Genomic DNA, 13,611 nt, shown 5'->3' with positions numbered 1-13,611 from the left:
TACACCAGCGGCGAAACGATACCTTAGCCGGTGCAGCAAAGCGCCGCTGTCCACGGCTGCCGGATTCAACTCGCTTTGGGCTCCACAGATTCATCAGGAATCCGCAGCCGGTGCGACGCACAACGCGAAGCCGAAGCCATCGGGTCAGAAAAGCCCGGTCAACAGCTCCGACACGAGGCACATGTGAAGGAAATGCCCCCGGCAGAACCCGAAGTGGCCGCAGCCGCGGTCTGGAAGCGAACTGCGCCGAGGGCAATCAGCCCCCTCCATCCGAGGGAAGAACCATTCGCTACGACGCCCTTTTCCGAGAGAGGTTCGCCCGGCTTCCAGAGCGCTGAGGAACGTTTGTCTCCAAAAAAGCGCTTCCGCCCTGGCCACTTGCTGCGGTCGTTTCGCGAACTCGTGGCCCCTTCCGGCGTCCAGCCAACCGGGAAAATTCAGGAAGTATCGGTTCGTTCCTTCCTGCGGAGCGCCAGATACAGGGGGATCGCCGCAAGCACAGAAAACAACAGGATCGCCAGGGCCACGCCCCGGCCGCTTCGGGGCTGACCGCCCGTCATGGAAGGTTCGGCCGTTATCCTCTCGTGCAGGCTCCGCTGGTGCGCCCAAGTCGCGATGACCTGCTGATACTCGGGCAACTGCATGATCTCGGACCGCTCGAGCCAACGGTTCGTGGCCCAATACACGACGCCCATGGGCCGACCGTCGGCGCTCGCAAAGCGCCAGTCGTGGACCCGGCCCTCCCCGGGAAGCAGCGGCGGAAAAGTGACCTCCCCCTGAAACGGCACGGCGCGATCAGCCTGGATTTCGACCCGCAGTCGGGGGGCCGGCGGCCCACCAGGCTGCCGCCAGCCGTCCGGCCCATTGGGCCCGGCCCAGAGTCTTGCAGTGCCAAGATTTCCAGCCAGGCCACTCGCGGAATCTCCATGTGGGCGGTTTTCTACCACGTTTCTCCATGAAATACCAGGTTCGTGAAGCCCCGGTTGTAGGGAGGTGCGTGTGGGATCCCCGTGTGCGCAAGGCCCAACTGGTGGGGCAGCCGAAGCTCCCCCGGATCTTTCATCCAGAAATGCCTTGGCAGGCCCGGCGGCAGCTCGTGCAAGGTCCACCAGGCCTGCAGCCGACCTTCCAACCCGGGAGCGATCCATCCGCCCGTGGGGGCTCCACCGAAGACGAACTCGGTCACGGGAGGCGGCAGGTCGGTGGGCGGGGTTTGGGCCAGAGCCTTTGCGGAGCAGTAGGCCAACCACAACGTCCCCAGGCAGGGATCGAAGTTGGGCACGCTCAGCGGCAGGACCAAGCCCTCGATCTCGCCGCCCTTGTACCGGCTGCACGCATACAGGGTCGTCCCATCGGAAACAGCTCGGCGCACCACCACGCGCGCGTCGGGCTGAGCCAACGGCTCGAGTTTCATGTCCCATCGCTCCCGGGCCACCACCAACTCGAATCTCCACTCCACATGCGGCGCAGGCCCGAACGCAAAGGCGCGGACTTCGCCTCTCACTTCGAATCCGGAGGCTTCCCCGGCGTGAGCCGACAGCGTCAGCCCCTGAGCCAGGATCAGTGTAGCCCACCAAACCATCGGGCTGCTTCGCATGGCCTCGTTCAACATTTTACTCGCAGCCCCTGTGCCGTATGGGCCGCACAAACATTAGTCAATGGGGCGATCCCAAGCGCTCCGGATTCGCTGGCTGATGGTCAAGGCTCCCCGGAACCCCAGCCGCCGCGCACGAGGCTTTGAGAACGTCGCCCCTGCCGCGCGGCCTCGAGACTCGTCGCCGGGTGAGGCCTCGATCTCACCTGTGCCATCACTCCTGCGCAGCGGCCATGGCGTACATCCCGTGTCTACTGGGGTTCGACTGCTCAGACGCTGGATCCAAAGGTCGGGGAACCTTGCACAGCACCTCGTTCGGAGGCTCGCAACGTGCCAGCGCACGAATTGGAAGCACCGAATCCCACTGTGCTTCTACGCGGGTGGCCCCACATCGGCCATTCCAGCAGGTGCCGGGATACCGTAACACCACTGCCACAGTTTTTGCGACCGGCGTTCTCACGCAATTGAATCCGGGCGCACAAAGGCCGCAGAACACCTCGTCCGTGGCCTGATACCACGAGCAAAGTCCAAAGTCATTTATGGGGTATCCCCCCATGCATGTGCATGTTACGCAAACGTTGTCCATGAGCGTGGCCGGCCCCCGATGTGCGCAACAGGCCCATGCGCACACGACACCGCCGGCGGCAATCCCGAGCGCCGCCAGGAGGGTTGTGGCTCGTATCTTTCTTTGTTCCTCTGCTCTCGATGCCGGGATTCTCATACGCAGGTCCTCCGTGTTGGTTCCGGGTCTTCCCTTCAGCTCTGCTTTGAGCCTGAAAGCCGTTCATACAGCGCGCTGCCTCGTGTCTTCCAAACCCAAACCAGCAGACCCGCAAGGACCACCGCGGCGATCCACGGCCAGCGGGGTGCCTCGCTGGCAGGTTCGACATTCTGCCGGGATCGGGACGGGAGGAGTGTGAAGGGACGGATGACATTGGTGAAGCGGACGTAATCGTAGCCTTCGCGCTTTCGTTCCGAGGCGAGGAGCTCGGCCCGGCTGGGCAGCCGGTTGGTGAACCAATGCCGCACCATGGCCAGCACCTGATCATTTTCCCACCGCCAATCCTTGACCGAGCTTCCCCCGGAAAGGGCCGGAGGAAACTGGATGTCCGCGTTTACGCCCTCCATGGAGGAGGCCCGGATCGTCACGATCAAGCGCCTCCGGATGGGACCTCCCAGCAAATCCCGAAGGGTCTTCCGGCGGTTCCTTCGAAACTCTTCGATCTGCAGCTCTGTGGACCAGACCTCCAGCACGGCTTCGCGGGGAAGGTGCCATCCCGAGATGTCCCGGAACGAATCCGCGCGGAACAGGATGTTGGTAAAGCCCTCCTCGTACGGAGGGAGATACCGTTCCCCGATCCACTCCGCACCGTACGTGCTGGCCACCAGAATTTCACCAGGACAGAGGCTCACGAACCATTCCGGCAGTCCGGGCGGTTCGCGGTGGGGACGCCAATATGTTTCCTGTCGCACCGCCAGTCCCGCGATCACATCGATGGTCGGTTGTCCGGCCAGAGCGTACATGATCACGGGGAGGGGAAGCCAATTGGTCTTCTGGCTGGCCAGGTAGGCGGCTGAGCAGTAGGTGAGCCAGATCGTTCCGAGCCAGTGATCCCAGTTGGGAATGGGCAGGGGTGTGACTTCGACGCTGGTGAACTCGGGATGATGATGCATCAGGTGGTAAAGGCATTCGCCGTCGGAAGCCGCGGTGATCTTCAACCGCGGCGCGTTGATGATATGGTGAGCAATGGCATCGATTCGCCAGCGATTCGAGACCACCAAGACCTCGAAGTCGTACGGCGATTCGCGTTCGGCAGCTATGTCGTGGGCCAACGCCACGCCGCGGACGCGGTATCCCGGCAGACCGGTCGGAACCGCGCCCATCGCAAGGGCGGGCTCCATTCCCATCCACAAGGCGACCAAGACGGGAAACATGGCTCCCCAAGCGCAGCGGGAACCGCCCCGAACTCTGCCGAACCATGGCGCGCAGCAAGGGATCGTCCGGGCTCCGGTTCCCCATGTTCCAAGGTGCGATGCGTTGGCCGGCATAGCGAGGGCCCCGCCACCCTGGTGAGTCGAGATTTGTCGCACCGGAGCAAGGGACGAGACCGGGCCGGGGCACGTCCATCGCTGCAAATCACTAAGAAAGTGCGACTGCCGCGAATCTGACCGAGCCCTAAAACGGCCCAACCGGGCCGTGCCGAGGAGTTCCGTTGCAGCGCTTGACTCGCGACCCAGCAGTGTCGTGCACAGGCGCGGCCGCCACACTCGCCAGCGCCCGAGAAGGCCGTGCAACCCATGCTGGCTGCCTTTCATAAGAAGCTGACACGACTCTTCGGATCCGATCAATGGCCCTGGGGCGTCGGCACAATCGCCCTCGATCATCGTCATGATCTTCGACCGGAATTCCGCCTTTCCATTCAAACGCAGGGGCATCCTGAAGCAAGGTGACAAAAGCGGAACATGCAAAAAATGCGACAGGCGGTGCGGCCCGCGGTTTAAATCGTAGCTCCGTCCTCGAACGTGCACCGGTCCCCTTGCAGCGGCCGCGTCCCTCGCGCATTTCGCAGACCGAGGGCGCCCGAATCGTCTGTCCGCTCGCCCACCGCAGCGACACCCGGCTGTGCGCTACTGGCGACCGGCCGTTCACATCGCTCAGCGTGGCAACCCCTGCTGGACGAATGCCAGGTAGGCCGCCACCAATCCGGCCCCCATCCAGCGCGGCAATCGCCCAGAGAAGATCATGAACAACAGGTGGACCAGCGCCGCCAGACACAACCCGGCCATGGCCGGCTGGAAGAAAGCAGGGACGGGCAGTGGATGAAACAGCGCGTAGAGACCCACGCACAACGGGATGCAAATGTGCCCGTCGCCGACCTGGGACGTGTACACGACCTCGGGACGTCGGCGCCAGGCATAGTAAAGGGCCAGCACTGCATTGGGCAGGACCAGTAGCCAGCCGCTCAACCAGCCCAGATACCGGGCGCTGAAAAGCCCCTGGGCCCGACCCAGCACCCAATCGACCAGCCATTGGATGCTGATGTAAGTCAACCAGGCTCCCAGAGCGAGCAACACGATGTCCCACACCAGGGGCCAGCCCAGCAGGCGGCCCTCGCGACGCTCGTTTTCGAGGAGCACCTCCCGCACGTGCCAGGCCTGCCAGGCCAGGAACAGCCCGATGAGCAGTAAGCCCTCCGCCCGGCCTATCCAGCCATCCCGGCCTTGAACCCATACGGCCAGCGTGAAACCCAACACGGCCAGCAACGTGGTCAGCACGGCCTGATGATGTCGATCGGCAGGCCACAAGCTTCGGCAACTGGCGCGGGGCAGATCCCGGGCGCGTGATCTCCGGCGTGCCACGGGCAGTCCCCAAAAGAGGGCCGGCAGGCCGAGCAGCAGCGTAAGATTCGTCATATTGTTGACGAATGCATTCGTAAGCACTTCCCCACCGGGCCCGCCCTCGCGAATCAGCACATATACGAAGACCAGGTTTCCCAGGCCCGAGCAGTAGGGCATGACCAGCGCCCCGAGCACGGTGCCTTCGAAGCCGCGGGCGGAAAGACTCTCCAGCCGCCAGACCAACAACAGCGAGCCCAGGACAAATAACAGGAGATACACCCAGGGAGCAGTAGGTCCGCCATGGAGCCAGGTTGTCAGCGGGTTGTCCATCTGCTTTACCGTGGTACCGCGGGGGGTAAGTTGATCGCGTCCATCCGAGGGGCCGGTCTGCCTGCCGGCTCGCTGCCGGTCCGGGCCTTTTGGCTCAACCGGTGCCGAACATCACAATCAGTTGAGCCATGACGATGCGGAGGATCATGGTCAGGGGATACACCGTGGAGTACGCGACGGCAGGCGCTTCCGAGCGACACAGACCCTGTGCGAAGGCCAGGGCCGGAGGATCGGTCAGGCTTCCGGCCAACAGACCGCAGAGGGTCAAATAGTTGGTCATCGCGTAACGGCGCAGCCAGAGACCGACCGCGAGGATGGGAACGGCGGTGACCACGAACCCGGCCCCCAACCACAGCCATCCGCGTCCTCCCTCGAACGCGTCCGCGAAATGCGCCCCGGCCCGCAAGCCAACGCAGGCCAGAAACAGGACGATGCCCAGCTCGCGCAAGAGAAGGTTGGCGTTCACGGGCATGTACCAGAGCAGGGGCCCCAGTTTGCCGACGCGACTGAGGAGGATCGCGACCAGCAGGGGGCCTCCCGCCAGGCCCAAGCGGATCGGCGCCGGCATGTTGCCCAAGTGAACGGCGCAGGTCCCGGCCAAGATGCCCAGGGCGATGCCCACGAACATCGGGACCAACCGCGTATGATTGAGCTCCCGGACCGCGTTCCCCAAAAGCCGGGCGGCCCGGTCCAGGTCTTCACGCGTTCCCACCAACTGGAGCATGTCCCCGAACTGCAAACGCAGATCGGCCGTGACGGGAAGTTCCATATCGGCCCGAGTGAGCCGTGTGACCGTCACATTGTGACGATGGTTCAGGGCGAGCTGGCGCAGGGTTTTGCCGACGCAATCGGGACGCGTCACGACCACCCGTGCGTAGGTGATCGGGCCCTCCGCGCGTGTAAGGTCTTCTTGGCTGACCCGGCCGACAATCATCCGGAATTGATTCACGGCGCGAGGGGTGCCCACCACGACCATCACATCGCCGACATGCAGGACCGTGTCTGCCCGGGCGATTTGCACGGTGGATTGGTTGCGTTTCCGCAAACGGGAGATGACCACTCCCAGTTTTTCGATGCCGGGCAACTGTCGCACGGTAAGGCCATCCAGATTGGGGTTGGTCAGTTCCACGGTCAGCCGGGTCAGGCTTTCCTGCCCGGCGCGCTGTTCCTGTTCGAATCGGACCCGTTCGGTCTCCAGGTCCACGCCGTGCCATCGCCGCAGCAGGATCATGGCGAGGATGATGCCGAGGATGCCGAACGGATAGGTGACGGCGTAAGCCATGGCCGGGACGGCCAGAGCGGCCGGATCTTGCGTGCCCGTGGCTCGCAGGGCTTCCTGCGCCGCGCCCAGAGCAGGCGTGTTGGTGGTGGCACCGGCAAAGATGCCCGCACTGGCGCCCGGTCCCAGTCCCAACAGTGCACCCAGGCCGGCGGCAAGCAACGTGCCCAGGCCGACCACGGCCGCAGCCTCCAGATTCAGCGAGGCGCCCTGACGGCGCAGGGAATCCACCAAGCCCGGCCCTACCTGCATGCCGATCGTGTACACGAAAAGAATCAGGCCGAATTCCTGAACGAACCCGCGGACTTCCGGAGAGATCTCCACGCCCAGGTGTCCGAGCAGCAAACCGACGAACAGCGTGCCTGCCACGCCGAGGCTCAATCCGCGCACCTGCACACTCCCCAGGGCAAGGCCCGCCGCACCCACCAGGCACAGCACCAGAAGGGCATGCGCGGTCGGTTGCGCTTGCTGAAAATTGGTCCACCAGTCCGACATAACGTGTCTCGAACGTATAAAAGGGCCCGGGCAGGCGCGGCTTGCGCCAGACGGTGCGCGCACCCCGCCTGCTCCGGGCGGGAGTTGGGATTCTCGCCGGGCCCATGGACAGGGTCAATGGCGCAGATGACGATGCGACAGGCGCCGGCGCATTTCAGGTTGCGGACCCGTTTGATCGCTCGGCGGAATCCCCGAGTCACCGGCGAAGAGAAGGCGGAAGGAAAGTCGCATTTGAACCTTTGCGTCCGCAGCTCAAAAGCCGGGATGTGCCCGACGGGAGCCCCGGCCGGTTCCCGCACGTGGCCGAGCCGCTCGCAGCATGCATGGGAATCAACGAGACGCGTGGCTCGACCACAAGGGCGGCTCCTCAGCACCGCGACCCCAACAAGGGCCGCTCCGCAGGTTGGCTTGTGACTCGCCGACAAGCATCCAGGGGTGAAACTCCAAGGGTGCGTGCGGCGCGGGCCTGGATGCCGAAACCGCAAGTGGTGATTTTTGGTGGGCTGGTCGAAACCGGAGCGCTTTTCGGGAGCGGTCGAGTCGGCGACATGGGTCGTTGTCCAAACGAGCGTGCGCCGGCGCAAGGTTCAGGTCGCCGAGGCGACCCAACGCCGTTCTTTTTGGATCCCGCGTCCGCCGCCCGGGCGACGGCTACTCGACTCCAGGGTCGTGGCCGCCGACGTGAATCGGCGGAGGCCGAACTGGTACGCTGATGAGAATTGGAGGATCCAAAGGAGCCAACGACCTTTGAGAGTCGGCGGACCCTTCCTCGATCCATGGCGAGGCCCCGCCGGCCACGCCCCCACCGCGCGGAGCCGAATTCGAATCCCCCGGTCCACCGCCTGACGGCGGCGGCTATCGAATCCACCGTAGCCCGGATTTCCAACCTGCCGTATCAGGGGCTTCCAGCCCGCAGAACACCCGGCAGAAAACAACCCACAGAACCCACAGAACACGCAGAAGCCGTTTTCTGTAGCCGCCGAGGGGAGTTGGAGGAAAGTCTTCCTGAGGACCTGCAGGCGTGTTCCCACAGTGACCACGAACCGGCCGCCGGGGACGTAAAACCTCTGCGGCAGTCCACCAGGGTCCTGTTGCAGACGGGCGCAACTGACTTGAGACGAACGCTTGTTCAGGAGAACCCGGAGAAACAGGGCGGCAGAACCCTGCCCGCGGGGAAAACCGCATTTTTCAATCGTCTGCGGGTCCACCGAGGGTTGCGATCCCGACGCTTGTGTGTGCGGCTCGGGATTGTACCCCGGCTCACTCCCCGAACCGGGCGTTTCACCGGCAGATCCGGGAACGCATCCATGCCCTCGCGCGGTGATCATGGCCCGGTCCACTCCAGGAAAAGGCCCCGGCGGCCACACAACGAGGGCCGGGCTCAAAGTTCCGCAGATCGTTTGCGCAAAGATCCGCGCGGCGCCGGTGCTTTCAACAAGCCCACCGGTGGCCCGGGTAGCTGAGGAGGTCAAAAAAAACTCCCTTCCCGGCTCGGGAAAGCCGGGGAGGGAGGTGCGGAAAAGGCGTGAGCGGTCAGCTCTGGCCGCCTGCTTTCGGGCTCTGGACGGGCTTCTTGGCCACGTCCTTGGCGCCCGCCGGACAGCTCTTCTTGGCTTGAGAAGCCGGGCAGGCAGATTGAGCCTTGTTGCAAGCAGCCTGATTCTTCGTGCAGCCGGTGTCGCCGGCCTGCAGGGCGAACGAGACCGCCACAACGCCGAGGAGTGCGATGAGTTTCTTCATACGCCCTATTAGATAGACGAACTCGGGGCGTTGTTCAAACTTTTTTCCAATGGCCAGTCGGCATTCCCTCTGGCGAGCCGGCCCGGCCCCGCTCGCGTGCACCGACACGGGCAATCATTGATTCGGATTGCGAGAACGGTCCACCGGCGGCTCGAAGCGCAGCAGGCAGACCATTCTGCGCAGACGGCTTTTGCATGGGAAAGCCGACCCTCCACCCGAGCCCGGTTCCGTCATTGCGTCGGCCCCGGAAACTCGGGCCGGCACAAGCCTGTAAGGCGATCCGCAGCAGTACTTTGATCTCCGCCCGCGGAGGGCAGGCCGTGTGGTTGGCGGCGGCACACATCCGGGCCGTGCCACTCCTACCAGCGAGCCGCGCACGGGCCGTGGCGTTCAACAGTTCCATGCAGCGACACTCCGTGGCGTGGCCGACCCGTTTTGGAGGTGCGCGCCGGGGTTGTTGCGATGGGCAGGCCCGGGATGGAACGAACTCGGGCAGGGCCGGGCACCCCGGCGTCCTTTCAGGGCCCACGAGCGGACTTCTACATTTCAGGGCCATCCCCAGAGTGTCCCGACTCGGTCCGGAGAAGCAGGCGCACCCGTCCCGGGTGAAGCTCGCCGTGGTCACGGCGATTCACGGGGCCGCAGCGGACGGGGAGCCCGGGCAAACCAGGGATCGAGGGCCCGACCCATCGCCAAGAAGCCTCGGCGGAACGCGCGATTTGCTTCAACTCTGCGGAGCCCCGTGTACCGCAGCGCGTTGGGGCGCCGGAACACCCGCAGTCTCCGGCAGTGGCCGGGCAAACAGGAGCAATTCGTCGCCGCTTTCCGGATGACGGCGGAGGTGATGGCGGAGGCGGAGCTGGTACAAGAACCCGTACAGCAGGGCCGTGGGACGACCGAGCTCGGACATCTCGCCCCGCCCGGTGCGCTGGATGGCGCGGCTGAGGGCGCCGTACACCCAGGCGGTGCGCGCGGTGGTACGAAGACTGACCACGCGGAGTCCGGCCCGTTCGGCTGCGCGACGGAGGGTCCGCGGGGAAAAGAGGTAGAGGTGTCGCGGCGGATCCAAATTGAGCCAGGCCGCACCGAACTGTCGGTGACCAAGGCTGTCGATGTTCGGCGTGAGGATCACGAGGGTGCCATCGGGCTTCAAGATTCGGGCGCATTCGCGAAGGAGATCCACGGGATCATGCACGTGCTCCAGCACGTGGGCGGAAAAGACGGCGTCGAAGCTGCGATCAGGGTAATGTTGTTGCTGTAACGTTCCCGAGCGCACCGGAACCCCGCGGGCCCGGGCCACGGCCGCGGCCTGCGGATCCACCTCCACTCCTTCGACCGACCAACCGAGCTGTTGCATGCGGGCCAGGTGCATTCCGCTGCCGCATCCAACGTCCAGGAGCCGGGCGGGTCGGCCGGGTGCGGGCAGGTACATGGCGGCTGAATCCAGCTCGTCCGGCCCGCCGGGGTGCAGCCATGCCAGCCAGGCAAGAGCGCGGTCGAGGGAGGAGCCGGTCGGGTAGCCGAAGCGCCGGGCCAGGTAAGCCCGCTGAACGGCTTCGAAGATTCTGCGGAGCATCGAGGGCCCCGGAGCCGGTTGCGCGTGAGTGTAGTAACCCTCATAGGCAGCGCCGATGTCCTCCGGGATCGGCTGGGGATGCAGCCAAACCAGGCCGCAATCGGGATTGGAACACCGAAGGAATCCCCATTGGCCGGGCGCGGCAAAGGATCGGTCCGGAAGTCCGGTGTACAGGATCTGCCCCGGGGTGTTGCAGAGGAGGCAATATGGGCGCGGAAGGCTGCGCAACCGGGGCGATGAAGGGGACTCCGAGCTCATGCGGCGTGGTTCAACTGAACACGTTCCGCGGCTGGCGCCGGCGCCCGAGCAGGCCGTAGACAATCCAATCCCGGGCGTGCACGAGACATTGGGCGGCCAGCCAAAGTGGCCAACCGGAGATCCGCCGCCCGGCTTGAACAATTTCGCGCGAGTAGGCCTTTTGACCGAGCTGCCGAATGCGCCGTGCCTTGATCCCGGTGCGGACGCCGAAGAGACCCTGAAGTTTCCAACGCCGAATGAGGGAGGTGTGCCCCCGGAGCGACTCGATGTGTTGCATGGTCTTCCATTCGTCCAGGACCAGGGCCTGAAGCCCGGGCATCAACTCGCAGCTCATGTTCCCGCCGTGCCACCGGTATTGGACCAGATCCTCCGCCACCTCGATGCGGGCCCGGCTGAGCCGCCCCCACTCCGCATAAAACACCACGTCCGCCAAGATCGGCATGTCGAGTCGGAACCTGCAGGGTGCCGGCTGACGTCCGGTCTTGAAAAGCGTTGCCGCCAGGGCCTGGTTGCCAATTTCGGCCTTCTTGCGCAGGTACGCGTCCACCGACCACGGTCGGACAGCGCCCGTGGGCCGACCCGAGACACTCAGATGCCGATCCTCCTCGTCGATGCGCTCGTCCAGGCACCAGGCCAGGGCCGGGGCCGGATACGGATCGAGCGTGCGCAGCATGACTTCATAAAAGCGCGGCTTCAGGACGTCGTCCGCCGGCATCAGGTGCAGGTATTCCGTTTGCGCGGCGAAATCGAGGGCGCGATTGAGATTGCCGAACAGGCCGAGATTGGTGGGATTGCGCAGGAATTGACAGGGACAGCCCGTGAAGGCGCGGACCACGGCCTCCGTGCCGTCGGTGGACCCGTTGTCCAGCACCACGATCTGGTCCGGGCGCACGGTCTGCGCAGCGATCGAGGCCAGCGTGCGCCCGAGGAACCGTTCGCCGTTGTACACGGGGATGACAGTGAGCAGCCGCGTCTGCATGTCTGGAGCAATATGCGCGGAGGCCGGCCCGGGCGACAAGCAACCGCACTTAAAGTCCGCTGGGGTGATCCAAGAAAACCCAAGACAGTCCGAATCGCCGGGAGAGGTGCGCGGCCAGGGCTTTCACGCCGAAGGTCTCGGTGGCGTAATGCCCGGCGTAAAAGACGTTCAAACCGAGCTCTTCGGCCAGCGCATGCGTCCAGTGGGGGCCCTCGCCGGTGATGAAGGTGTCCAGACCTGCGACCGCGGCTTGTCGCAGTTCGCTTCCGGCGCCGCCCGTGACGATGCCGATGCGGCGGCAGGGATCGGGGCCGCAGGCCAGCAATCGAACCGGGCCGCCGACGGCTTGCTCAAGTTTGCGATGCAATTCGGCGCGGGAGAGGCGCGTGTGAACCTCCCAGCCGATGGGCCGGCCCTTCCACAGGAAAAACCTTCGTCGCGGTCGCCAGCCCAGGGCGGCGCACAAACCGCGGTTGTTGCCCCAACGCGGATGAGCGTCCAGGGGCAGGTGTGCACTGTACACGGCGAGGTTGTGGGCGGACAGCAGCAGCCAGAGCTGTCGATTGGCCCCGGTCCAGGGCTGGCGCAAAGACCAGAAGAGCCCGTGATGGACGAGGAGCAGGTCAGCACCCGCTTCGGCTGCCAGGCGAAGGGTGGTGGCCGATGCATCCACCGCCGCAGCCAGACGGTGGACCCGTCCGTCGTTTTCCACCTGCAATCCGTTCCAGGCCCCGTCGTAGTCCGGAAAATCCGGGATTCCCAGGGCACGGTTGCAGTACTCCACGATGGTTTCCAGAGGCACCCATTTCTGTTTCGCCACGACTTCAGGAAGTCGGAGCGCGGTGCCCCTGCCAAGCGCAAACTGGCGGAACACGAAGAACGCCGGGGTGCCCTGGACGGGCCAGCGGACCCCGCGTTGGTGGTCTTGGGCTCTGCGTACGGGGCGGACATGCAGCCAGTGAACCCTGTTGCGCGGACTCGCATCGGTGCTCCAGGGGATTTTGTCCTGCCGCCGGCCACACATGGGCAGAGGCGATGCCGGATTCCCCATGCCGCGCGTCACCGCGACGGCGCTTCAGGTTCCCCGCTCGCCCGTCTCGGGCAACCAAAGGGAGCTGCAGACCTCTTGGTCCGGGCAGTCAAGCTGTCGCAAGCGGGTTTGCCGGGGAGATGGTGATGAGCTTTCTCTTGTTCGAGCCCGCGGGCAGGCTCGATCAGGAATCCAGCGACTTCCCTGGCCCCGGAGCGTCTCCGGGGCGGACCTGAGATGAGGGCAAGGACGGCCGTCCGTTTGGATCTTGAAGGAGAGGAGCGGGGTCGTAAGCTGGGGGCATATGAGCAATGCCGGCAAAGCGCGCCGGGCGGCGCTGCGATTGGTGGGCTGGACGTTCGCGGTGCTGCTGCTGGTGTTACTGGCCGCGTGGGTGGCTCGCACGCTGGGTTCCCTGGTGTTGACCCTGTCCACTCTCCTGGTGGCCATCTGGGCCGCTTTTGCCATTTTCACGTTGTACTTTTTTCGCGACCCCACTCCGCGGGTGCCCTCCGGGCGGGGTCTGATTGTGGCACCAGCCTATGGGCGGGTGGACGTGGTGGATCGTACGACGGAGCCGCGGTTCATGGGCGGCGAGTGTCATCGGATTTCCATGTTTCTGTCTGTGTTCGACGTCCACGTGCAATACGCGCCGGTGGCGGGGCGGGTGGCCTATCAGAAGCACACGCCCGGAGCCTATGTGAGCGCGCTGCGGACGGACAGCGGCGCCTACAACGAAAACATCCTGCTGGGGCTGGAGACCGCGGAGCCGCGGGGGGAGAAGGTGGCAGTGCGGCTGATCGCGGGGCTGATCGCGCGCCGGATCGTGCCCTTTGTGGAGGCGGGCGACGAGGTGGCCCAGGGCGACCGCATCAGCTTGATCCAGTTCGGCTCCAGGGTCGAGCTGTACCTGCCCCTGCAGGCAAAGGTTCGGGTCAAACCCGGCGATCGAGTGGCAGGCGGAGAGACGGTGGTGGCGACGTGGGAGTAA

10 protein-coding genes are annotated in these 13,611 nt (G+C 64.9%); 1 reads left to right on the top strand and 9 read right to left on the bottom strand.

All coding sequences use genetic code 11. The features are described 5' to 3' along the window. Positions 1-437: 437 nt before the first annotated feature. The 9 genes from ACPDIT_RS12755 to ACPDIT_RS12715 form a co-directional block, all read right to left on the bottom strand. Positions 438-788, bottom strand: coding sequence for a hypothetical protein (locus ACPDIT_RS12755; RefSeq protein ID WP_423444071.1), 351 nt, complete (start codon positions 786-788; stop codon positions 438-440). A gap of 152 nt (positions 789-940) precedes the next feature. Then, positions 941-1,597 carry a hypothetical protein gene (locus tag ACPDIT_RS12750; protein ID WP_423444069.1) on the bottom strand — a complete coding sequence of 219 codons (657 nt, stop codon included), beginning with the start codon at positions 1,595-1,597 and terminating at the stop codon, positions 941-943. Between the two features lie 753 nt (positions 1,598-2,350). Continuing rightward, positions 2,351-3,478 (bottom strand): hypothetical protein, encoded by a 1,128-nt coding sequence (locus tag ACPDIT_RS12745; protein WP_423444067.1) that lies wholly within the window; start codon positions 3,476-3,478, stop codon positions 2,351-2,353. Positions 3,479-4,249: 771 nt separating this feature from the next. Then, complete coding sequence (locus ACPDIT_RS12740; RefSeq protein WP_423444066.1) at positions 4,250-5,263, bottom strand: sodium:calcium symporter; 1,014 nt, start codon at positions 5,261-5,263, stop codon at positions 4,250-4,252. Positions 5,264-5,357: 94 nt separating this feature from the next. Next, positions 5,358-7,037, bottom strand: coding sequence for a putative transporter (locus ACPDIT_RS12735; RefSeq protein ID WP_423444064.1), 1,680 nt, complete (start codon positions 7,035-7,037; stop codon positions 5,358-5,360). A 1,533-nt stretch (positions 7,038-8,570) separates the two neighbouring features. Beyond that, a complete protein-coding gene (locus tag ACPDIT_RS12730; protein ID WP_423444063.1) occupies positions 8,571-8,777 on the bottom strand; it encodes a hypothetical protein in 207 nt (68 codons plus the stop codon). A gap of 724 nt (positions 8,778-9,501) precedes the next feature. Then, positions 9,502-10,611, bottom strand: a complete 1,110-nt coding sequence (locus ACPDIT_RS12725) for a class I SAM-dependent methyltransferase (protein WP_423444061.1) — start codon at positions 10,609-10,611, stop codon at positions 9,502-9,504. A gap of 10 nt (positions 10,612-10,621) precedes the next feature. Further along, positions 10,622-11,590, bottom strand: coding sequence for a glycosyltransferase family 2 protein (locus ACPDIT_RS12720; RefSeq protein ID WP_423444059.1), 969 nt, complete (start codon positions 11,588-11,590; stop codon positions 10,622-10,624). A 49-nt stretch (positions 11,591-11,639) separates the two neighbouring features. Next, complete coding sequence (locus ACPDIT_RS12715; protein WP_423444057.1) at positions 11,640-12,410, bottom strand: Nif3-like dinuclear metal center hexameric protein; 771 nt, start codon at positions 12,408-12,410, stop codon at positions 11,640-11,642. 514 nt (positions 12,411-12,924) lie between these two features. Between ACPDIT_RS12715 and ACPDIT_RS12710 the strand changes: the two genes are divergently transcribed. Then, positions 12,925-13,611, top strand: coding sequence for a phosphatidylserine decarboxylase (locus ACPDIT_RS12710; protein ID WP_423444055.1), 687 nt, complete (start codon positions 12,925-12,927; stop codon positions 13,609-13,611).

Origin of the sequence: Limisphaera sp. VF-2 (genome assembly GCF_049537125.1) — a bacterium.
Lineage (GTDB): Bacteria > Verrucomicrobiota > Verrucomicrobiia > Limisphaerales > Limisphaeraceae > Limisphaera.
This window is presented reverse-complemented; position numbering and strand designations above follow the sequence as displayed.